Origin of the sequence: Jeotgalibacillus sp. JSM ZJ347 (genome assembly GCF_044383825.1) — a bacterium.
Lineage (GTDB): Bacteria > Bacillota > Bacilli > Bacillales > Jeotgalibacillaceae > Jeotgalibacillus.
This window is the reverse complement of the sequence record NZ_JBISEN010000002.1, coordinates 161,541-183,809: the sequence shown is the minus strand read 5'-3', so window position 1 is coordinate 183,809 and position 22,269 is coordinate 161,541. Positions and strand designations below refer to the sequence as shown.

General features: G+C 43.1%; 24 protein-coding genes and 1 other annotated feature. Of the genes, 13 read left to right on the top strand and 11 right to left on the bottom strand.

Annotated features, from left to right (window positions below; translation table 11 throughout):
- The first annotated feature begins 19 nt into the window (after positions 1-19).
- Entirely contained in the window at positions 20-322 is a 303-nt protein-coding gene (locus tag ACH6CZ_RS06795) for a hypothetical protein (protein ID WP_374096673.1), read from the top strand.
- Here ACH6CZ_RS06795 and ACH6CZ_RS06790 read toward each other — a convergent pair.
- The 3 genes from ACH6CZ_RS06790 to argS form a co-directional block, all read right to left on the bottom strand.
- Complete coding sequence (locus tag ACH6CZ_RS06790) at positions 306-767, bottom strand: hypothetical protein (RefSeq protein WP_374096672.1); 462 nt, start codon at positions 765-767, stop codon at positions 306-308. The two genes, ACH6CZ_RS06795 and ACH6CZ_RS06790, sit on opposite strands and share 17 nt — an antisense overlap.
- A complete protein-coding gene (locus ACH6CZ_RS06785; RefSeq protein ID WP_374096671.1) occupies positions 764-1,162 on the bottom strand; it encodes a HipA domain-containing protein in 399 nt (132 codons plus the stop codon). The genes ACH6CZ_RS06790 and ACH6CZ_RS06785 overlap by 4 nt, the downstream gene beginning before the upstream one ends.
- Before the next feature lie 110 nt (positions 1,163-1,272).
- Entirely contained in the window at positions 1,273-2,961 is a 1,689-nt protein-coding gene (gene argS / locus ACH6CZ_RS06780) for an arginine--tRNA ligase (RefSeq protein ID WP_374096670.1), read from the bottom strand.
- 48 nt (positions 2,962-3,009) lie between these two features.
- Positions 3,010-3,222 (bottom strand) — a binding site (T-box leader).
- Between the two features lie 143 nt (positions 3,223-3,365).
- Here argS and ACH6CZ_RS06775 point away from each other — a divergent pair.
- Both ACH6CZ_RS06775 and ACH6CZ_RS06770 read left to right on the top strand, forming a co-directional pair.
- Complete coding sequence (locus ACH6CZ_RS06775) at positions 3,366-4,085, top strand: MBL fold metallo-hydrolase (RefSeq protein WP_374096669.1); 720 nt, start codon at positions 3,366-3,368, stop codon at positions 4,083-4,085.
- Positions 4,086-4,098: 13 nt separating this feature from the next.
- Positions 4,099-4,674: a TetR/AcrR family transcriptional regulator gene (locus tag ACH6CZ_RS06770; RefSeq protein WP_374096668.1), complete on the top strand. Its 576-nt coding sequence runs from the start codon at positions 4,099-4,101 to the stop codon at positions 4,672-4,674.
- Positions 4,675-4,800: 126 nt separating this feature from the next.
- Here ACH6CZ_RS06770 and rbsB read toward each other — a convergent pair whose 3' ends face one another.
- From rbsB to ACH6CZ_RS06740, 6 genes are read right to left on the bottom strand one after another with little or no spacing between them, the layout of a single operon-like run.
- Positions 4,801-5,736 (bottom strand): ribose ABC transporter substrate-binding protein RbsB, encoded by a 936-nt coding sequence (gene rbsB / locus ACH6CZ_RS06765; RefSeq protein WP_374096667.1) that lies wholly within the window; start codon positions 5,734-5,736, stop codon positions 4,801-4,803.
- 33 nt (positions 5,737-5,769) lie between these two features.
- A complete protein-coding gene (locus ACH6CZ_RS06760; protein ID WP_374096666.1) occupies positions 5,770-6,702 on the bottom strand; it encodes an ABC transporter permease subunit in 933 nt (310 codons plus the stop codon).
- A 1-nt stretch (position 6,703) separates the two neighbouring features.
- Positions 6,704-8,173 carry a sugar ABC transporter ATP-binding protein gene (locus tag ACH6CZ_RS06755; protein WP_374097441.1) on the bottom strand — a complete coding sequence of 490 codons (1,470 nt, stop codon included), beginning with the start codon at positions 8,171-8,173 and terminating at the stop codon, positions 6,704-6,706.
- Between the two features lie 17 nt (positions 8,174-8,190).
- Positions 8,191-8,580, bottom strand: a complete 390-nt coding sequence (gene rbsD, locus ACH6CZ_RS06750; RefSeq protein ID WP_374096665.1) for a D-ribose pyranase — start codon at positions 8,578-8,580, stop codon at positions 8,191-8,193.
- Positions 8,567-9,442: a ribokinase gene (gene rbsK / locus ACH6CZ_RS06745; protein ID WP_374096664.1), complete on the bottom strand. Its 876-nt coding sequence runs from the start codon at positions 9,440-9,442 to the stop codon at positions 8,567-8,569. Before rbsK ends, rbsD begins: the two co-directional genes overlap by 14 nt.
- A gap of 11 nt (positions 9,443-9,453) precedes the next feature.
- On the bottom strand, positions 9,454-10,425 hold the full coding sequence (locus tag ACH6CZ_RS06740; RefSeq protein ID WP_374096663.1) for a LacI family DNA-binding transcriptional regulator: 972 nt from the start codon (positions 10,423-10,425) through the stop codon (positions 9,454-9,456).
- A gap of 246 nt (positions 10,426-10,671) precedes the next feature.
- Between ACH6CZ_RS06740 and ACH6CZ_RS06735 the strand changes: the two genes are divergently transcribed.
- Positions 10,672-11,043, top strand: a complete 372-nt coding sequence (locus tag ACH6CZ_RS06735) for a VOC family protein (protein WP_374096662.1) — start codon at positions 10,672-10,674, stop codon at positions 11,041-11,043.
- Between the two features lie 67 nt (positions 11,044-11,110).
- A complete protein-coding gene (locus tag ACH6CZ_RS06730; protein ID WP_374096661.1) occupies positions 11,111-11,872 on the top strand; it encodes an MBL fold metallo-hydrolase in 762 nt (253 codons plus the stop codon).
- A 47-nt stretch (positions 11,873-11,919) separates the two neighbouring features.
- Here the strand turns inward: ACH6CZ_RS06730 and ACH6CZ_RS06725 are convergent, their stop codons facing one another.
- Complete coding sequence (locus tag ACH6CZ_RS06725) at positions 11,920-12,303, bottom strand: hypothetical protein (RefSeq protein WP_374096660.1); 384 nt, start codon at positions 12,301-12,303, stop codon at positions 11,920-11,922.
- The gene (locus tag ACH6CZ_RS06720; protein WP_374096659.1) at positions 12,300-12,665 is read right to left on the bottom strand and encodes a VOC family protein; all 366 of its coding nucleotides are present in this window, start codon (positions 12,663-12,665) and stop codon (positions 12,300-12,302) included. Before ACH6CZ_RS06720 ends, ACH6CZ_RS06725 begins: the two co-directional genes overlap by 4 nt.
- Before the next feature lie 103 nt (positions 12,666-12,768).
- Here ACH6CZ_RS06720 and ACH6CZ_RS06715 point away from each other — a divergent pair, with 103 nt between their 5' ends.
- The 8 genes from ACH6CZ_RS06715 to ACH6CZ_RS06680 all read left to right on the top strand — a co-directional run bounded on the left by ACH6CZ_RS06715 (position 12,769) and on the right by ACH6CZ_RS06680 (position 22,239).
- On the top strand, positions 12,769-12,939 hold the full coding sequence (locus ACH6CZ_RS06715) for a Fe3+ hydroxamate ABC transporter substrate-binding protein (RefSeq protein ID WP_374096658.1): 171 nt from the start codon (positions 12,769-12,771) through the stop codon (positions 12,937-12,939).
- 193 nt (positions 12,940-13,132) lie between these two features.
- Entirely contained in the window at positions 13,133-14,107 is a 975-nt protein-coding gene (locus ACH6CZ_RS06710; RefSeq protein ID WP_374096657.1) for a substrate-binding domain-containing protein, read from the top strand.
- Entirely contained in the window at positions 14,104-15,567 is a 1,464-nt protein-coding gene (locus ACH6CZ_RS06705) for a sensor histidine kinase (RefSeq protein WP_374096656.1), read from the top strand. Before ACH6CZ_RS06710 ends, ACH6CZ_RS06705 begins: the two co-directional genes overlap by 4 nt.
- Positions 15,542-17,068 carry a response regulator gene (locus ACH6CZ_RS06700; protein ID WP_374096655.1) on the top strand — a complete coding sequence of 509 codons (1,527 nt, stop codon included), beginning with the start codon at positions 15,542-15,544 and terminating at the stop codon, positions 17,066-17,068. The genes ACH6CZ_RS06705 and ACH6CZ_RS06700 overlap by 26 nt, the downstream gene beginning before the upstream one ends.
- 28 nt (positions 17,069-17,096) lie before the next feature.
- Positions 17,097-18,146, top strand: coding sequence for a sugar ABC transporter substrate-binding protein (locus ACH6CZ_RS06695; RefSeq protein ID WP_374096654.1), 1,050 nt, complete (start codon positions 17,097-17,099; stop codon positions 18,144-18,146).
- A 177-nt stretch (positions 18,147-18,323) separates the two neighbouring features.
- Positions 18,324-19,439 (top strand): sugar ABC transporter substrate-binding protein, encoded by a 1,116-nt coding sequence (locus ACH6CZ_RS06690; RefSeq protein ID WP_374096653.1) that lies wholly within the window; start codon positions 18,324-18,326, stop codon positions 19,437-19,439.
- 91 nt (positions 19,440-19,530) lie between these two features.
- The gene (locus ACH6CZ_RS06685) at positions 19,531-21,051 is read left to right on the top strand and encodes an ATP-binding cassette domain-containing protein (protein ID WP_374096652.1); all 1,521 of its coding nucleotides are present in this window, start codon (positions 19,531-19,533) and stop codon (positions 21,049-21,051) included.
- Positions 21,052-21,063: 12 nt separating this feature from the next.
- A complete protein-coding gene (locus ACH6CZ_RS06680; RefSeq protein WP_374096651.1) occupies positions 21,064-22,239 on the top strand; it encodes a sugar ABC transporter permease in 1,176 nt (391 codons plus the stop codon).
- The last annotated feature ends 30 nt before the right edge of the window (positions 22,240-22,269 follow it).

Sequence of the window (22,269 nt, the reverse complement as noted above, 5' to 3'; positions counted from 1 at the left end):
GATTAAAAGGAGAGAAACGATGAGAAAATTAGTATTAGCGTTCATATTCAGTATACTATTCATTGCCGGTTGCAGCTCATCAGCAGGCGAAGGAGACTTAAATGATTTTCCAGAATATGAAAACCTGACGCAGTACATAAATATGGAACATGTTCAGGCGGAAGTTGCAGAGGACAATACCGGGGAACGTGTCATTCTGTTCAAAGATGACGGCGGTGAAGTTCGGTATAAAAGCATTTTTATAAAAGAAACGAACCGTCATAAAATCGTACAGACTGACGAACCGAATTTGTTTAATGATAAGATTAAGACGAATCCATAAAGGAAGGACAGAGCATTTTTGACTCTGTCTTTCCTGTATTAAGGTCAAAATATCTAAGCTGATTCCTTATGAAGAAGGTGATTAATGTATAAGGATCATTGGCTAATGCACCTCTGGTAGCCTTAAGTATATCCATACGATCTGCTTCGTTTGTCAAATTAAGGTCAGATAATAAATTCTCATATCCAATTCGCGACTGATCTGGAATCCGGCGATTAAATGCCTCAAATAAATGATCGGAAGTATAAACCTTATCTAAAGATGGAAATGCAGGGTGACCAGTATACCCGTTATCAATAGCAGCCTTTACATTTCTGGTGGAGTCACTATTGAAAGAATATTCAAATGTGTACACTTCACCATTAAACGATAGCGTCCCGATATGATAATACAAATCGTTTTTATGGTTTTTCCAGACTAATAATAAGGACTTAATTTTGTTCATTTCTCAGTCACCCCCTTCAATTCACTTAATAATTGTTGCCGTCTATATGATATAAATTCAAAGATAAACTTTTTCCTAACGTCTGATATCAACGGAAGGTTTGCACAATATCCTTTTAATTGTTCCATGTCAAAGTTCTCTAATTTTTTCGCAAAGCAGCCTGAGAACTCTGGATAACTGGTTTTCAACGCATGTAAAATCGTAGACACTTTAATTTTTGGAGATTGATTATTATCTAAACCAATTTTCAGCAGAGTATTTTTATATAAGTTGTGCATCAATTTTGGAGAATTCATAATTGATTTCAACCGCTCATCAGGAGAAACGATTTCAAATTTTTCTAATGTACTATTCTCACCGTAACCAATGATCGGCCAGCTTGATACATCTTTCATATGTCACGCATCCTCCTTTAAAATTCATAAGTACTACTTTAATTCCCTCTGATGAGAACATATATTCCCACCGAGAATAATTTTTAATAGTAATTAAAAGTGAATAAGCCTTACATCTCCTCAGGTGCCTCCAGCCCAAGTAAATACATACTCTCTTTCAAGACAACCTTTACAGCATGAACCAGCGACAGCTTCTCCTGTCTTCCTTCAACTGCATCCAGAATCCGCACATTGCCGTAATACTGGTTAAACGATTTTGCTAAATCCAGTATATATTTCGCTACCTGAGAAGGGTCATTCCCATCAAATGAACGCTTGACCGCCTCCGGAAAATCCATCAGACCCTTAACCACTCGCCATGCCTGATCATCTACAAAAGCCAATGCCTCAGTGTTTTCCTCATAGCCACCTTTTCTCAAAATAGAAGAAGCCCGCGCATGCGTGTATTGAACGTAAGGTCCTGTCTCTCCTTCAAATTTAAGCATTGCATTAAGTGAAAACTCCACGTCATTCAGGCGGTGATTTTTCAAATCGTGAAACATGACAGCGCCCGTTCCTACCTGGTATGCAACCCGCTCTTTGTCAGTCAGAGAAGGATTCTTATCTGCAATATTCTGACGCGCAAGGTCTACCGCTTCCTTCAGCACTTCCTCAAGCAGCACAACTTTCCCTTTTCGCGTAGACATCTTCTTTCCGTCTTTCAGCATCATGCCAAACGGAACATGCTTCAGACCCTGACTCCACTCATAATCCATTTTTCCAAGCACATCAAACAGCTGTTTGAAATGCAGCGTCTGCTCATTGCCGACGACATAGAGCGACCGGGATGACCCGTAAGCCTCGTGACGATAAATCGCTGCTGCCAGATCACGCGTCGCATAAAGCGTCGTACCATCCTTCTTTTTAATCAGACAAGGCGGCATTTCTTCTGCCGACTCCACAACCAGCGCACCATCCGACTCCTTCAAAAGCTGTTTCTCCTCAAGCAACTGCACAACTCGTTCCATTTTATTGTTATAAAAAGCCTCTCCCTGCGTTGAATCAAACGTCACGCCGAGTAGCTCATAAATACTGTTAAACTCCTTCAGTGACTCCTCTCTGAACCACTTCCAGAGTTCGCGTGCTTCCTGATCACCATCTTCCAGACGCTTAAACCAAAGGCGACCCTCATCAATCAGTGACGCGTCATGCTCCGCTTCATCATGAAACTTTACATAGAGCGTCAGAAGCTCTTTAATTGGATTTACACGGATTTTCTCTTCATTTCCCCAGAGCTTATAAGCCGCAATCAGCTTGCCAAACTGCGTTCCCCAGTCACCGAGATGATTAATCCGCACAACACCAAATCCATTCTTCTCACCAATCCGTGCAAGCGAATGACCGATCACCGTTGAGCGCAGGTGGCCCATTGAAAAGGGCTTTGCAATATTCGGTGAAGAGAAATCAATTGTAATGACTTCCCCGTTTCCATGATTTAGACTGCCGTATTGCTCTTTTCGCTGAATTACTTTTGCAACGACTGAAGCTGATACCTCCATTTGATTTAAAAACACATTCACATAGCCCCCGACTGCCTCAACTTTTTCAAAAAGAGGTGGACATTCAAGCTGTTCAGCCAGTTCGCCCGCAATCTGATTAGGCGACTTCCTGAAAATCTTCGCCAGTTCAAAACACGGAAATGCAAAATCACCCATCTCACTATATTTAGGCTTTTCTATCAGCTGACAGATCTTTTCCTGATCCAGCTGCTCCTTTAATTGTTTGTATAACGCTGCTGCAAATAACGATTGATAGTCCATCAACATTCCTCCTCAAAATAAAAAACGCCCGTCTCTTCTCCATACAGGAAAAGAGACGGGCGTCTGATTCGTCCGTGGTACCACTCTCATTGTTTTCACAACCACTCAAATTGATAACGGGGTTCTCCCCGGCAGCTCCTACTTCTGTTTCAGACCTACATCTCCAAAGTGCGCTTCACTCCCTGCTTCACAACCAGGCTCCCACCACCCCCGGTTCGCTTCATACCCACAGCAAGCTACTCTCTTTGTCATTGACGTTTGTTTTTACCTATTATAGACATAAACAGAAGAAAAACAATACCTGAATTGAAATAACTTCCACACCAATCAGAAACTTTAACTTGCGTTAACTAATGATATTAGTTAACATAGAACTAATACCATTAGTTAAAGGGGAGAAACAGATGAAACTAACCAGTAAGGGGTTTATTCACCAGCTAAGTTTTTACCCGAATCTGTTCCCGGTTAATTGTTATCTGATCGAAGAGTCTGATGAACTGACACTAATTGATACAGCATTACCAAACAGCAGCTCAACCATTTTAAAAGCAGCTGAGTCAATCGGAAAGCCAATCTCACAGATTGTGTTAACCCATGCTCACAGCGATCACATTGGTTCGCTGGATCGATTAAAGGAGAGCCTGCCTTATGCAAAAGTGTATATGTCTGAACAAGAAAGCAGACTGCTGGCAGGGGACCGTTCTTCAGTTGAAAATGAAACACAAAATCCGGTAAAAGGTGGCATTCCAAAGGCAGGGAAAATTCGTACACACCCTGATTTCCTTATAAAGGAAGGGGATAAAATCGGCTCACTCAGGGCAATTCAAACCCCAGGACACTCACCAGGGTCGACATCATTGATTGATGAACGGACTGGTGCAATCATTGCCGGTGACGCATTTCAAACCCGGGGAGGAATTGCTGTATCCGGTCATTTAAAGCCCTTATTTCCGTTTCCTGCACTAGCTACCTGGAGTAAAGAAAAGGCTTTAGCTAGTGCGGTTAAGATCCACAGTCTGAACCCATCCCTTCTAGCAGTTGGTCACGGACCTATGTTGATAGAACCTGCTGATGAGATTGACCGTGCGATCATTGCATTTGAAAAAACTTTGAGGAAATCGTAAACGGAGGACCTTTATGGCTCGGAAACCGGGAATTGAACTGCAGTCTATTATACAAACTTCCAGAGAAATTGTTGATGAAGAAGGCATACACGCTTTAACGTTGGCGACAGTTGCAAAAAAACTCAGTATTCGTACGCCATCTTTATATAATCACATAGAAAGCCTGACAGCACTGCGAAAAGCTTTAGCCGTTCATGGATTAGAAGCGTTACACCATCACCTCACCCATTCACTCGGTGATCAGTCAGGTGATAATGCTATTCACGCTTTCAGCCTGGCTTATATTCAATTTGTCAGAACACACCCTGGCTTATATGAGGCTACGCTTTGGGCGGGAGAAGGCCTTGTAAGTCCCGAAGCTGAAAAAGTCACTACCAGAATCGTAGACATGGCTGTTAAGTTGCTGAATGATTATCAACTGGAGGGTGAGGACGCTATTCATGCAGCGCGTGGTTTACGGAGTATCCTGCATGGATTCGCTTCTTTAGATCAACATCATGGGTTTGGTTTGCCGGTTGATCTGGATATCAGCATAAAACGTATGATAGACGTTTTTATAGCAGGAATTGATAAAGTGAAAAGTAAATAAGTCAGGTTAATTCTTCTGTATAAGTCCTGCCCCTATACACAGAAGAATCACTTTTAGAAAACACTAATCTCAGTCTTCAGTATCAAAAACCCCCTTACATCCAAACGAATGTAAGGGGTCAAATCTTTACTGTGTCACAAGCTCAAGCTCAACCGGTACAAATTCCTCTACCGTTTCACCATTAAGAACAGCCTGTGCTGTATCAATCGCGCTGATTCCGATTTCGTTCGGCTTCTGTGCAACTGTTGCTGCCATTGTTCCTTCTTCTACTGCAGCTACTGCATCATTTGTCGCATCAAAGCCGACAACCATCACATCAGACATGCCTGCTGCTTCAAGTGCTTCTACAGCACCAAGTGCCATTTCGTCATTGTGGGCAAATACTGCGTCAAATTCCGCACCGCTCTGAATAATATTTTCCATAACAGAAAGTCCTTCTGCACGGTCAAAGTTTGCTGTCTGGTTCGCAACAATTTCAATATCACTTTCACCAATTACTTCGTTGAAACCTTCTCCACGCTCACGTGCTGCTGAAGATCCTGAAATTCCTTCAAGCTCTACAACGTTACCTGATCCGCCAAGCTCTTCAATAATAAAGTTCCCTGCAAGACGTCCGCCTTCAACGTTATCAGAGGCGATGTGTGTCACAACTTCTCCGCCTTCAGCACTTCTGTCTACTGTAATGACCGGAATATCAGCATTGTTTGCTGATTCAATCGCTGTTGCTACTGCTGCAGAATCAGTCGGGTTCACAAGAATGATGTCTACTCCCTGCTGAATCAGGTCTTCGATATCACTCGCCTGTTTTGCCGGATCGTCCTGTGCATCTACCACTGTAATCTCCATACCAGCTTCTTCAGCCTGGGCTTCAGCACCTTCTGCCAATGTCACAAAGAACGGGTTGTTTAAAGTTGAAATCGAAAATCCGATTGTGCCTGCTCCTTCACTGCCACCTTCATCGCTTCCTGAACCTTCACTTTCAGAACCTGGAGAGTCCAGAGAACATGCAGCCAAAACCAGTGACATCATCAGCATCAACGTTAGAAATAATCTTTTCTTCATTTTCAAACACTCCTTTTAAAATAGTTTTTATAATTAAGCAGCTTTTTTCCGGTCCAGCAGTACCGCCAGCAGAATCACGCCGCCTTTTACAACTTGTTGGTAAAAAGAAGATACATTCATTAGATTGAGTCCGTTATTCAGGACACCAATGATCAAAGCACCGATTAACGTACCGACAATCCACCCGCGGCCTCCAGTCAGGCTAGTTCCGCCTAATACAACAGCAGCAATCGCATCCAGTTCATATGCAGTACCGGCTGTCGGCTGCGCTGAGTTCAGACGTGATGTGAGGATAATTCCTGCCAGCACGCTCAGCACACCTGTCAGCGTATAGACACCGATTTTGATGCGATCTACATTTAACCCTGCAAGCCTTGAAGCTTCTTCGTTACCGCCGACTGAGTACACACCGCGGCCGAATGTTGTTTTCTTCAGGATGAACCATAGAGCACCAAACGCTAAAAACATCGTAATAACCGGGAATGGAATCCCGAAGACATATCCTTTACCAATCATCTGGAAAGAGAATGCATCTGAAAGTCCCGTCACAGGACGGCCTTCTGTATACACAAGCGTCAGCCCGCGGTAGATCGTCATTGTTGCGAGTGTTGCAATAAACGGCGCAACCTTACCTTTTGTAATAATGATTCCGTTAAAGGCACCCATTGCTGCACCGATCAGTAAACCGATTAAAATAGCCAGAATCGGATCAAAACCTGACGTCATTGCACCCGCAGTGAGTGCTGCACCAAGCGCAAGCATCGAGCCGACTGACAGGTCAATTCCACCGGTTAAAATAACAAACGTCATGCCAAATGCGATTAGTGCGTTAATCGATACCTGTCTTAAAATATTCAGGATATTGTTAAGATCAAGGAAGTTCGGGCTTAAAATGGATAGCACGACAACGATCAGTAACAATCCAAGGAAAGGACCGATTTTTTGGATAATACCTGAGTTTTTCAATTTACTCTCCTCCTGTTGCTGCTGTCATAATTTTTTCCTGATCCGCATCAGCCCGGTTCATGATGGCGGTCACTTTCCCCTCATGCATCACGAGGATCCGGTCTGACATACCAAGGATTTCAGGAAGCTCTGATGACACCATAATGATAGACACACCTTTTGCAGTCAGATCATTCATAATCTGATAGATCTCTTTTTTCGCCCCGACATCCACACCTCTTGTCGGTTCATCAAGAATCAGTACGGAAGGGTTCGTCGCAAGCCATTTGCCGATGACGATCTTCTGCTGATTACCTCCACTGAGCGACTTCGCTTCCTGCTCCGGCCCTGAAGTTTTGATTCGGAGCCGTTCAATCAGTTCAACAGCTGAAGTCTGTTCTTTCTTTGCGTTCATCAGGCTCCATTTGGAAATATTGTTGAACTGAGCAGTTGACAGGTTCTCTCTGACTGTCTGATTCAAAATCAGCCCCTCACCTTTACGGTCTTCTGTGACAAATGCCATTCCGGCACGGATTGACTTTTTGGGCGTCGGCTTACTCAGCGTTTTTCCTTCAATCTGAATGAGCCCTGAGCTTTTATCAGCACCAAACAGCGCTCTCATCAGTTCTGTTCTTCCGGCACCCATGAGTCCGGCAACGCCAAGGATTTCTCCTTCTTTCAAATCAAATGATGCCGATTTGACTCCGGTGGATGACGTCAGGTTTTCAACCGTCAGCCGCACTTTACCCGGTGTCACCTTTCTTTCAGGAAACTGTTCACCAAGCTCGCGTCCAACCATCATCTTGACAACTTCCTGAAAGTTCGTTTCTTTAATGACTCTGGTGCCAACAGAAGCGCCATCTCTCAGTACAGTAATCCGGTCGCACATACTGAAGATCTCTTCCATCCGGTGAGAAATGTACACAATTGCGACGTTTTTCTTTCTGAGACCATTCATCACATTGAACAGGACATCAATTTCTTTTTTTGTTAGCGCAGCTGTGGGTTCGTCCATAATCAGGACTTCACTGTCAGCAGATACAGCCCTTGCAATCTCGATCATCTGCTGCTGACCAACTGAACATTCAGCAGCCGATTTCTTAGGATCTAGCTTGATCCCAAGCTCCATCAGCCACGCTTTTGCTTCTTCATTCATTTCTTTGTTTCTCAAAACACCTGTCTTACCGGCCGTTTTTTCTTTTCCTAAAAAGAAGTTTTCTGCAACGGTCAGCTCAGGAATAATATTCAGCTCCTGATGAATCACGCTGACGCCCGCTTTTTCAGCTTCTTTTGGATTTTTAAAAGCTGTTTTCTTTCCTTTGTAAATGATTTCTCCCTTATCTTTCGGGTGAATACCTGTGAGAATTTTCATCAATGTTGATTTTCCTGCCCCGTTTTCACCCATCAGCGCGTGAATTTCACCAGGCTTCAGGTCAAACGAGACACCGGTCAGCACCTCAACCGGCCCAAAGGATTTGTGAATATCCGACATTTCAATGATTGGCTTACTCAAAAGATCACCCCCGCGTGCAAGATAATGTTTGCGTATGGCGTATGTTCTCCTGTCCTGATGACTGCTTTTGCTGAAGCGGTCTGCTGTTTGAATTCTTCGTGTGATACTTTTTCTATTGACTTGAATTGTTCATTTACTAAATGGCTAAATGATTGATTTTGAGCGTCTGCCTCTTCAGCAATCGTTACCGACTCAACTTCCATCTCATTGCTGACCGCTTTTAAAACCGTTTCGATATCTGGGATTCCAAGTGTGAGAGACAGGTCAATCCTTTTCACGTGATCCGGGATTGGAAGACCACAGTCAGCAATGACGACTGTATCTGTATGACCAAGATCAGCCAGCACTTTCGTAATCTCACTGTTTAAAAAGTTACTTTTCCGCATGATCCGTGCCTCCTTCAAGCTGCTCGAGTGTTGGCATCGCACTTTGTGCACCAAGCGCTGCAATTGACATACTCGCTGCCTTTACTGCCTTTTCAACAGCCTGCCTAAGTGAAAGCCCCTGATCCAGAAATGCTGCAAGCGCTCCGTTAAATGTGTCGCCAGCTCCTGTTGTATCAACCGGCGTTACTTTTGGTGCCGGTACCATCACTTCTTCACCGTTTTCAAAAAAGCTTGCGCCTTCACTGCCTCGCGTGACAATTAACTTTTCTCTGTATGCTTCATGAAAGTTACTTTCCTTCTTAAGGGCAGCTGCCTCGTGTTCATTTGGTGTGATATAGTCTGCAAGCTCCCACCATGCTGCAGGCAGCGGTTTGAATGGTGCCGGATTCAAAATCACGATGCTGCCATTTTCTTTCGCCGTCTTCATCGCTGCTTCAACCGCTTCATCCGGAATCTCGAGCTGAACCAGCAGAACACCTTTTTCTGAACCGGTCATTTCTTCTTTTATAAAGTCTCCATCTACATCTCCATTTGCCCCGGCCACCACAATAATCTGGTTATCCTGCTCTGCCACCACAATCGATGCAGTGCCTGTAGGTAAATGTGTAACCGGTTTCACATTTGATACATCAACACGTTCTTTCTTTAAATACTCAAGATAACTTTCTCCGTAAAGGTCATTTCCAACCTTCCCAGTCATCTTCACCTGTCCACCAAGCCTTGCTGCCGCAACGGCCTGATTCGCGCCTTTTCCACCAAACACAGTGGAGAAACCGGTACCTAAAATGGTCTCTCCAGGAAGCGGAAAACGCTCAGCTTCTGTCACAAGATCTATATTCAAACTGCCTGCTACTGTAATCATGTGATCACTCCTTATTTCGTTGACTGTCTGACTGTTAGTTCTGCATTCAGTCTAATATGCTCGGGTACCAATCCCGGATTTTCAAGTCGTTGGAGCAACATCTCAGCTGCTTTCTTCCCAATCTGGTAGATCGGCTGCTGCATGGTGCTGAGTTCCGGCGTAACCGCTGTACCCCATTCCACACCGTCAAAGCCCATCACTGAAAGTTCTTTAGGTACTTCGATTCCAAGCTTGGCAGCCGCTTTCAGTGCACCGATTGCCATCACATCATTCCCTGCAAAAATCGCATCGACCTGCTGGTGCTTTGTCAGCAGCTGCATCGTGTTCAGCATCCCGCTCTGAAGCTCATAGGAACCTTCCTGAATCATTTCTTCAAGACCACGTTTCTGTGTGAAATCCTTGTATGCTCTTAATCTTTCACTTGAAGTAAAAACGTGGGATGGACCGGCTAAATGCGCAATCTTCCGGCAGCCCCTTTCAACCAGAAATTCAAGTGCTTTAAAACTGCTTTCATAGTTATCAATGGTGACAGAGGCAATTCTGTCATCTATATGACGGTCAAGTGCGATGACTGGCACGGTAAGTGACTCCAGGTGCTCCCACTTCAGCGTGTTAGAAACGACAATGACACCATCAATATACTTCGATGTCATGCCTTTTAGATAATCAAGCTCATGCTGGATATTCTCATCACTGTTAAAAAGGATCGTCGTATACCCTTTTGGATACATCACATCTTCAACCGCTCTGACCAGCTGAGGGAAAAAGGGGTTTGTGATGTCAGGAATTAAAAGACCAATGGTGTTCGAGGATTTCTTAAAAAGGCTCCTCGCCACACTGTTCGGATTATATTGAAGTTCCTCGATCGCTTTCAGCACTGCCTTCCGCGTATCTTCATGCACATATCCTTTATCATTCAGCACTCTTGAAACCGTTGCGACTGATACACCCGCATGCTGAGCTACCTGTTTAATCGTTGCCATTTCACCACACCCCGAATTTATGTAATCGGTTACACGTTTGGTTTTAGAAAACCGGTTACTTGAAAAGAGTTTTTATGTAACCGGTTACACGTATTGTATAAGGGCTTTTCAGAAGTGTCAAGAGGGGAATATATTTACAATTTGTATTTGGACAATGATTAGCCTGATTACGAAAGGACTTCCAACGCCTGTTGTCGAAACCTTTATAGTATAGAACACAAAATCATTTAAGATGGGGGCGATTATATGCAATTAGGTGCATTTTCTATGAGTTTGGCTGTAAAAGATATTCACGCGTCAAAAGAGTTTTATGAAAAACTGGGTTTTCAGGCGTTGGGCGGCGACATTGAACAGAACTGGCTGATTTTAAAAAATGGACAAACTGTGATCGGTTTGTTTCAGGGGATGTTCGAGAAGAACCTGTTAACGTTCAACCCAGGTTGGGATCAGAATGCAGAGAATCTGGATTCATTTACAGATATACGTGATCTGCAAAAGCATCTTAAATCAGCTGGTATTCAATTAACAAGTGAAGCAGATGAAAGCGGCTCAGGACCTGCGAGTATGACACTGGAAGATCCCGATGGCAATCCAATTTTGATCGACCAGCACCGGTGAGCATGAACAATTGTGTCTCAGGATAAAAGTAAATAAAGACATTTGGTCATACAGGAGATGATACGCCATGGAAATACAATTAATCCGCAACGCAACACTGATTGTGCACTATGCAGGCAAAAAATTTCTTGTCGATCCTTTTTTAGGAGAAAAAGGAGCTTATCCTCCATTTCAAAACGCGGCAAGACAGGACCAGAATAACCCGCTCGTGGAACTGCCGATTTTGTTAGATGACATTGTCCAGGACGTTGATGCAGTGATTTTAACGCACCTGCACCTTGATCATTATGATGAAGCCGCTAAGCATGCATTGCCTAAAGATTTGAAGGTGTTTGTTCAGAATGAAGAAGATTTAGAGAAAGTGAAAGCGGATGGTTTTGAAAATCTTGAAATACTGACTGAACAAACTGAATTTGAAGGCGTCAAGCTGATCAAAACGGTCGGAGAACATGGAAGAGGGGAAATCCTTAAAATGCTTGGGCATGTTTCAGGCGTCGTTTTTATACATTCAAGTGAAAAAACGCTTTATGTAGCTGGGGACACGGTCTGGTATGAAGGCGTTGATCAGGAAATTATGAGCCATCAGCCAGATGTGATCGTCGTCAATGCCGGGGACAACCAATTCCTTGAGGGCGGTTCGCTCGTGATGGGAAAAGAAGATGTCTATAAAACAGTCAATGCTGCACCGAAAGCAATGATTGTGGCGGTTCATATGGAAGCAGTCAACCACTGGGACCTGTCACGTGATGAGCTCAAGACTTTTGCTGAGGAAAAAGGGTTTGAAGCGCAGCTTCACGTGCCTGAAGATGGAGAAGCTTATAAGTTTTAATGTGATTGCCCGTACATTTAGTGGCTGATTATGTACGGGCATAAAAACTATTCATTAACCTCCTGAAAATATACCCTGACTTCTTCAGGAAACTCTTCGATATTCAAAATATGTAACTGTTGGGTTCCCGGAGAAGCTTCGATCATATAGGTTCTATCATGGAATTCAACCAGCGTAAACTGACCGATCCCGTGTGCGATACGGTCCGCTCGCATCATATATTCCACAGCCTCCGCGTCAAAGTTCTCTTCATAGCCTTCAAGCATCAATGACCCAACTGCTTCAAGATCGTTCGCAAAAGCGATTTCCTGATAGAGAGCGAGACTGTTATCAGGTGTTTGAGTCAGGTCTTCGATTTCTCTCACGGCAAGTATGACCACTGCAATTGATAAAATAACAATGATCATTTGCTGGCGGTTCAATTTCTTCAAGCTTTCACCTCACTCATCAAAGCATGCGTATTACCTTCAGTATCCTTGAAAAAAGTCATCCATGTCTCAGTCTCATCCATCTTCGCAACCACATGCGGCTGATCCAGAAACGCCACACCTTTATCCTCTAATTGCTGATACGTTTCTTCAATATCAATCACGTTGAAATAAAGTACAGACCCCGGGTGATCAAACGAATCATTTTCAGGCAGTGTCAGCATCAGCCGCACACTTTCACACTCAAAAAATGACATGTTTTCAGTCTCAAATAACTGCTGCATCCCCAAAGTATCCCGGTAAAAAGCTGCTGCCCGCTTTACATCTTTAACCGGTACCCCTATTTGTCCAATTTGCTTAAGCATCTCCATTTCTCCCTTCCTGTTCCCAAACGAATTGTCAGTAACCTTCTTTTCAGCTACACTTATTTTACCTTACAAAAAACGGAAAGAACAGGAGGGTTTCCAGATGTTATTTGATCCACCTAAATGTATGAGCTGCGGGAAGGAAATCGAGGGAGATGAGCAGGTGTATGCAAAGTTGCGTTATCCAAAAAGAAAGGGGTTCACTGAAATTAAAGCTTATTTAAGAAATGAAGCTGCATTTTTATGTGAAGGGTGCTTTGAAAAGGGGGCTTGAGCACGTCCCCAATTCCTAATAGTAGATCTCCTTTTAACAACTCTCTAACCTTTTTGATTATTCATGACAAGTTTCACAATTCTTTAAGTCTTTTATCCATTTTTTTATAAAAAATCAGAGATATACGCCCCTCCCTCCTTTTGTTATAATTTACTGAATATTAATTCATTCTAAAAGGAGATGCTTTCCTGGTATGAGAAAGCTTTTGATTCTTATGGTGTCGGCTGTTGGTCTATTTCTGTTCTACTTTACTTTTCAGGCTGCTGCAGCTGTTTTTTATACAGACTGGGACCTGCCTGATAGAGATGAACAGGATGAAGATGTGCCGCGTATTGTGTTGATTACAAATGAAACCGATCATCCTTTCTGGCGGGATGTGACGGCCGGTGCTGAGAAAAAAGCCGGTGAATTTAACGTCGACCTTGATGTCAGCGGTATTTATGGCAGTAATACAGAGGATTTTCTAAGGAAGGTTGAAATCGCCATTTACTCAAAGGTTGATGGCATTATCGTGCAGGGACTCGATAACGAAAAATTTAAAGAGCTGACAAAATTGAAAGCGGCTTCATACGGTATTCCGGTGCTCACAGTTGCCCACGATGTGCCGAAAGAAGAAAGCCTTCGTAAAACGTATATAGGATCAGACCAGTTCGAAGCCGGCGAATTGCTGGCACGGGAATTACTCAATGATATGGGTACGACTGGTGAAGTGATACTGATGATGGATAGTGAACCCGAGTATTTTCAGCGTCAGCGGCTTGACGGGGTGAAGCATGTTCTGGCTGCTTATCCTGACATTGAGATGATCGAAGCCAAGATTGGTGACCGCGAGCAAGGTTTATCGACTGTGAATGATCTGCTGAATCACTTTCCGCAGGCCACATCATTTCTGGCAGTTAATGCATCTTTCACTGAAGAGCTGGTCAAAGAAATTGAGACCAGAAGAAAGATAGAACCTTACTACATATACACATTTGATGAAGAACGCGGTGCCTATGCATTGCTTGAGAGCGGGAAGATTGATGGTGTAGTAGAGCAGGCTCCTGAAGACATGGGACAGTTAAGCGTAGAGCTGATGGCAGATTGGCTTCAAAAAGAAAGCCAGCCGCTCGATATCGAAGGTTATTTTACTGAGGTCAGGATTATAAAGGATTTAAAAGACCGATGAGACATTTACAGAAGAAAATATGGCTGCTGGCAATCGTTGTGCTGATCATTATGGTGATTATCTGGATTTCACTTACTTACTATAATCAAAAAATGCAGGATCAGTATAATCAGATTCTAGAACGCTATCTGGTAATGAATGAACTGAATATGGTTAGTCAAGAAACGGTCACTTCGCTGAATGCTTATCTGCTTGATCCGTCTGACGCGAATTACCGGACAATTGAGCGGCGGAAAAATCGTATGCGTCAATTATACGACGAGGTAACTGCATTCAGAAATACAGATAACGAATCAGAACTGACGAATTATACGAACCTGACAGTCAGTCTCGTGGAAATGACAGAGCGCTCAGTGAACTTTCAAATCTCAGGAGAAATTGAAACAGCAAAATCTGCTTTGAACGAAGCAATTCATATTGCGGATTATGTATCAGAAATGAGACTTTCTGTGATTGATAAAGAACTGCGTACGTATGATATCTTCTACCGGGAAATGATTGACCGTTCTGAAAAACTGACAGAGCTTGGCGTATGGCTGCTAATTACGATTATTCTGATGCTGTTATTTTTTACTTACTGGTTCTCCCTCAGGATTACCAAGCCGCTTGAAAAACTGACGGAATCAGCGAAGCGGCTGTCTAAAGGGCAGTTTGATAAAGAAATTGAAGCAGATTCAAAGGATGAAACAGCGATTTTAGCAGGAACGTTTGAACAGATGCGGATTAACATCAATAACCTTTTTATTGAGACGAAACAAAAAGCAAGACTTGAAGCTGAACTGCAGGAAAGTAAGTATTTACTGAAAGAAAGTCAGCTGCTCAGCCTGCAAAGCCAGATTAATCCTCATTTTTTATTTAATACGCTGAACACATTATCTAAAAAAGCTTATATTGAAGGGTCAGAAGAAACAAGTGATCTGTTAGTCAGCATTGCTGATTTGATGCGCTATAACCTGAGACACATGGATAAACCTACGGCCCTTCATGAAGAGATTCATGTACTAAAGCAGTATATTCAGATTCAAAAAGCAAGATATACGGACCGTCTGACATTTATCGCTGATATTGATGAAACATGTCTCGATATTCAAATCCCTGGCATGACCCTGCAGCCGATTGTAGAAAATGCAATTATTCATGCCGTTGAACCGAGCGAAGACGGGGGCACCATCCTGTTCCGGGTCAGACACGCACTGAACCATGTTGTTGTAGAAATTGAAGACAACGGTCCTGGCATGACTGCTGAAAAAATAGAGATGCTGAAGGATGCGCGCGCAGTCACCAGTGAAAAAGGGACCGGTATCGGTTTTAAAAATGTAGTTCAGCGCCTGAAGCTTTTTAACGCGAGCGATAAGGTTGTAGATATTCAGAGTAAAGTCGGACACGGCACAAAAATATCCCTATATATCTTAAAAGAAAGGAGCGGTATGACGTATGATCAAAGTCCTCATAGTGGATGACGAGCAGATGGAACGCGACGGTCTAGAGACGATTTTAAACAGGCATTTTGAGCTCGAGATCAGTCAGGCACGCAACGGCCGGATTGCGATTGACATGTGTGAGCAGCTGAAGCCGGATCTCATTTTTATGGATATACAAATGCCCGGTATTTCAGGACTTAAAGCGATTGAGCAGCTTCGTCAGGCCCATCCGGATACGACATTTATTCTCGTAACTGCTTTTGCGAAATTCGAATATGCACAGCAGGCGATGAAGCTCGGGGTGCACGACTATATTGTAAAGCCGAGCAAAGTAAGTGAAATCGTGAAGATCGTTGAAGACGCACTGGATAAAATCCGTGTTGAGAAAAAATCTTCAGAAGAAAGTAAGCGCTATCAAAGTACGATTGAAAAAGCGATGGCCGTCTTTGAGACAGATGTAGTGACACAACTGCTGTTCGATCATGTCCATGAAGTTCACTTGAATCAGCTTGTCGACCTGCTCCACATTCCGATTACACGGAATAAGTTTGTCATGAACCTGCTGATTCCTGAAGAAGCTAAAGGTTCTTACTCTAAAGTAAAAGAAGTGGTAAGAAGTACCGGCAGCGGCTGGACAGGAGCGATGAACGGGAGACAGGTACCGATCATTGTTTTCCGGAACAGAGGGGAGTCGTTCCGTCATCAGGCCATAACGATGGCAAAACGTATTCTCTCACTTAGAAAACCTGAGCAGGATACATGGTTTGTTGGAATCGGTGATGTTTACGAACCGATCGATCGGATCAAACAGTCTTATCAGGAGTCACTGATTGCCACAAGAAATTATCATCAACCTGTTAAATATCAGTTTTATTCAGATATGCCGACATTAACGCTCGATTTCTACTCTCAGTCTTATAAAGCGTATGAGCAGAAGTTTGATAAACTTCTGCGTCAGGAGCAGTGGCCTCTTTTAACAGGAGAAGTGAATGAAAGTATAGATCAGTATGAACGGGAAAACAGAGATATGATTAAGACACAGAAACATATAGCGGAAATTCTTTGGCTGATCTCTTCCATTCTTTCTGATATGGGGATTGAAGTTGATATGCCTGTATATTCTATTCAGGTCAACAGCTATAAACAGCTGAGAGCTGAAACCAGCTATATGATTGACCGGATGAAATATGCTCATCAGGCACACACCAAAAACACTGACGGCGATATGATCGAACAGATCAAACACTATATTATTGAACATGCCCATGAAAATCTATCACTTGAGATCATTAGTAAAGAAGCCGGTTTAAGTCCGATCTACGTCAGTAAGCTATTCAAAGAAAAGCTCGGCATCAACTATATCAGCTTTCTGACTGAATGCCGTCTGGAAAAAGCAAAAAAATTAATGAGAGATTCTGAGAAGAGCATGAAGGAAATTGCGATTGAAATCGGCTATCATGATCCGAATTACTTCAGCAAGGTCTTCAAAAAAGCCTATCATCTCTCTCCTACTGCCTACCGGAGTAAAACAGTCAAGTGATCACCTTTCAGAAAAGGACTGTATGTACATGAATAAACGATTCCTGCTGTTATCGGGCTGGGTGATGATCATTCTGCTGATCGCCTGTACACCTGATGAAAAGATCAAAGAGGTAACACCGCCGCCTGAGACTGAATTAAAAAGAATTGAGGATATCAAAATCGGGTTCTCAATGGATACACTTCAGGAAGACCGCTGGTTTAAGGACCGCAATCTTTTTGTAGAGGCTGCAGAGAAAGCTGGAGTTAAAGTAGAAGTCACTGTGGCAAATGGAGATGACGTCAAGCAGGTCTGGCAGACAGAAAAGATGATCAGTGAAGGGATTGACGTACTGGTTGTCGTCCCACACAACGCAGAATCAATGGCAGCGATTGTAGAAAGAGCCCATGATGCGGGGATCAAAGTGTTATCTTATGACCGCCTTGTTAGAAACGCGGAAGTGGACTTATATTTATCCTATGATAACGAAAAGATTGGTATCCTGCAGGCAACTGCGATGACGGCGCTAGTACCAAAAGGGAATTACGTCTACCTGGGTGGAGCGGATACTGATTACAACGCTCACCTGATGAAGCAGGGAGTCTTTAAAGTGCTTAAGCCATACATTGATAGGGGTGATATCACTGTCGTATTCAATCAGTGGACAAAAGACTGGGTACCTGAAGTGGCAAAAACCAATATGAAAACAGCGCTTGAGGTGAACAACCAGCAAGTTGATGCAGTTATTGCTGGAAACGATGCAACTGCAGGAGCTGCAATAGAAGCACTTGCTGCACACAACCTTGCAGGCAGCGTCCCCGTCGCCGGACAAGATGCAGACCTTGCAGGTGTAAAGCGGATCGTTGAGGGAACCCAAAACCTGACGATGTATAAAAGCATTGACGACTTGTCCGAACGTGCTGTTGAACTCGCGATCAAGCTAGCAATGGGTGAGGAGATTCAGGAAGATCGTACGATTAATAACGGGAAAATCAATGTCCCATCTATCCTCCTCCCCCCGGTTCCTGTAAACCTGACGAACATCAAAGAAACAGTCATTGCAGACGGTTTTCACGAGGAAAAAGACATCTATCAATGAGTCAGATTAAAAAACTGCGGCCTGAATGGGCTGCAGTTTTTTCATATAAATTTATCTAAATATTAAAAAAATACAGCATGATGATAATTTACTGCTATAAGAAAGCGTTTTCAATTCTTTTCCCGATGCTATATTTACCATGTAATGAACAAACATTTTGAAAGGGGTCTTACAACAATGGGGAAAAAATCAAAAGCACTGGGTTTACTTTCAGCTGCAGTCTTAACATTTGGTCTTGCAGGATGTGGAAGTGATGGGGGTTCAGGCGATGGAAGCGGCCTTGACGTAGGCATCGTATTACCAACGAAGGACGAACCGAGATGGGTTCAGGATGAAACAAGATTCAAGGATGCACTATCAGACTCTGATTATACCACTGAAATTTTATTCAGTCAGGGTTCTTCAGCTAAAGAAAAAGAAAATGTTGAGACATTGATCAGTAAAGGCATGGATGTACTGATCATCGCTCCACACGACGGTACAGCCGCAGGATCTGCTGTTGAAGCAGCTCAGGATGAAGGCATCACAGTCATCTCGTATGACCGTCTGATTACAGATACAGAAGCGGTAGACTACTATGTCACTTTTGACAGCGTGGCTGTTGGTGAAGCACAGGGGCAGTATTTAATCGACCAGGCTGAAGGTTCAGGCATTCCTCTTTACCTATATGCAGGCGCTGCATCAGACAATAATGCATTCCTATTCTTTGAAGGTGCATGGAACGTACTGCAGCCAAAAATTGCAGACGGTACATTCGTGATCGCTAACTCAAGTGAAGCTGAAGCTTTAAAAGATAAGACAGAATTAAGCCGTGACGAGCTTGGAAGCATTCTTGGCCAGGTAACAACAAACTGGGATCCAAGCGAAGCTAAAAACAAAGCTGAAACACACTTAACATCTGCAGGCGCTGATATGAAAGGTGACGTTTCAATTCTTGCACCAAATGACGGAACTGCACGTTCAATCGCAGACGTATTTGCTTCTGACGGAGCCATTACAGATTATACAATTACAGGGCAAGATGCTGAAAAAGCATCGATCCAGTATATCATTGACGGTAAACAGTCTATGACAGTATTCAAAGACGTACGTACACTTGTTGAAGATGCAATGGGTATGGCAGTAGACGTACTTGACGGCAATACACCGGAAACAACAGCTACTTATGATAACAACAGCATTGAAGTAGATGCAAAACAAACAGACGTGATCGTGGTTGACCAGGAAAATGTTCAAGCAGAACTAATCGACTCAGGCTACTATGAAGCAAGTGAGTTTGAAGGATTAGAATAACGTGACCATCAGAGTAATCGTGCCGGCTTACCTCCCCTGTCACGATTACTCTATGTTTTACATTCAAGCCAGGTGCTTAGGAGGCATGAAAATGAGCGAACCAATTCTGGAAATGAGAGGAATATCCAAAGAATTCACAGGTGTAAAAGCCCTCTCTAACGTTAACTTTAAAGTTGATAAAGGGGAAATCCACTGTCTTGTAGGTGAAAACGGCGCCGGAAAATCCACGCTGATGAAGGTACTGAGCGGCGTATACCCATACGGTGAATACTCAGGCGATATCTATTTTGATGGTCAGGTTCAGCAGTTTAACAAAATCAGCGACAGCGTTGACCGCGGGATCGTCATTATCTATCAGGAACTCGCCCTGTTCCCTGACCTCTCTATCTACGAAAATATTTTTATCGGTAATGAACTGCAGCGAAAAGGCGTGCTCGACTGGAATGAAGCAGTTGTCCGCTCTAAGGAATTACTGAATAAAGTAAACCTTCATATTAATCCCGAAACACTTATCAAAGAAATCGGTGTTGGAAAACAGCAGCTAGTTGAAATTGCAAAAGCACTGAGTAAGAAGGTAAAACTGCTAATCCTTGATGAGCCTACAGCAGCGCTAAATGACAAAGACAGTGCCAACTTACTGAATTTATTAAGAGAATTGAAAAAACAGGGAATTACTTCAATTATGATATCTCATAAGCTGAATGAAGTAATCTCAATTGCAGATAAAGCGACCGTCCTCCGGGATGGGCAGACCATCTGTACACTTGATGCATCAAAAGGCGAAATAACAGAGGCTGCCATTATCAAAAATATGGTTGGCCGTGAAATTGAAGATATATATCCTAAAAGAAATCACCCTGTTTCTCCTGATAGACTGCTTGAACTTAAGAACTGGACTGCCTATGATCCAAAACTCGGAAGAAATGTTGCAGAAAATGTAAACATTCATGTCAACTACGGAGAAATTGTCGGTGTTTCCGGCCTGATGGGTGCTGGAAGAACAGAGCTTGCTTTAAGTATTTTTGGTAACTCAAAAAAATACAAACTTTCCGGGGACCTGTTAGTCGACGGAAATCAGATCCAGTTTAAGCATACGAGTGACGCCATCAATTCCGGTATTGCTTATGTAACTGAAGACCGTAAAGGAGACGGGCTGTTTTTACTTCAGGATATTAAAAACAATATATCGATCTCGAATTTAAAAAACCTGTCAGATTATGGTGTTGTTAATGACAATGAAGAAATTAAGACAGCTGAAGAATACAGGAAATCGCTTGGCATTAAAACACCGTCCATTGAACAAAAGGTCGGTAATTTAAGTGGCGGGAATCAGCAAAAAGTATCAATCGGAAAATGGCTTTTTGTTGGACCGAAACTGCTGATTCTTGATGAGCCAACCAGAGGAATTGATGTAGGTGCCAAGCTTGAGATTTACACCGTGATGAACAAGCTGATTGAAAGCGGTATGAGCATTATTATGATTTCTTCTGAGCTCGGGGAAGTACTCGGGATGAGCGACCGTGTGTACGTCATGGCAAAAGGTGAAATTAAAGGTGAACTGTCTTCAGAAGAAGCAACCCAGGAAAAAATTATGGGACTTGCCACGCTATAGGAGTGAAAAACGATGAATCTATTTAAAGAAGCAAAAGGATTATTAAAGCATAATATCCGCGATTACGGTATGTATATTGCACTGCTTGTCATTATGCTGATCTTTACAATTCTGACAGACGGCTTATTCATGTCGTCTAGAAACATCAGCAACCTGATTGATTCCTCAGGCTATATCGCCGTCCTCGCAGTCGGTGTCATGCTTGTTATTGTCATCAGACACATTGACTTATCAATCGGATTTCTTGCCGGATTCCTCGGCGCAATTGCTGCTATTTTATTAGTTCAATATAATTTACCTGTCTTTCTGGTGATTCCAATTATTCTGGTGCTCGGTATGTTCGCAGGTTCAATCACAGGGTTCCTTGTTGCTAAAGTAGGGATCCCTGCTTTCGTGGCAACACTGGCCGGCTGGCTGATTTACCGCGGAGCGTTATTACAGGCAACTGAAAAATCCGGAACCATTAACGTGGATAATGACACGTTTAATGCGATCGGAAACGGTTATATCCCTTCAGTTGCAGAAGTTGGCGGGCTCCACCTTCTCTCACTTTTAATCGGAGCAGTGTTTATTCTTTACTATATCTACTCTACAATCAAGAACCGGAATAACAAAATCAAATATAATTTCGATGTTGTCTCTAAGCCGCTTTTCATCATTCAGCTTACCCTTGTCTCTGCACTGATCGGTTACATCACGTGGATTCTTGCAGGGTATAATGGATTCTCATGGACAATGATTATTATTTTAATCGTATTAATTGTCTATCACTTTATCACGACAAAAACAGTACTTGGCCGTCATATCTATGCGGTCGGCAGCAACCCTGAAGCGGCCCATCTGTCAGGGATTAACGTGAGTAAAATCACATTTATCGTATTCGGTTCAATGGGTATGCTGTCTGCACTCTCTGGAATTTTATTTACTTCAAGACTGCAATCAGCAACGACAACAGCCGGCACATTATTCGAGCTTGATGCAATCGCTGCAGCCTTTGTCGGTGGTGTATCAGCAGCTGGCGGTGTCGGTAAAGTGACAGGCGCTGTCATCGGAGCAGTCGTAATGGCCACCCTTGTAAACGGTATGAACCTGTTAGGTGTTGGCATCGCTTCTCAATACATGATTCGCGGAGGCGTATTAGCACTGGCAGTTATCTTTGATGTTATGACTAGAAAACAGAGAGCATAACCCATTATCCACCTCTAAAAGGGTGGATTT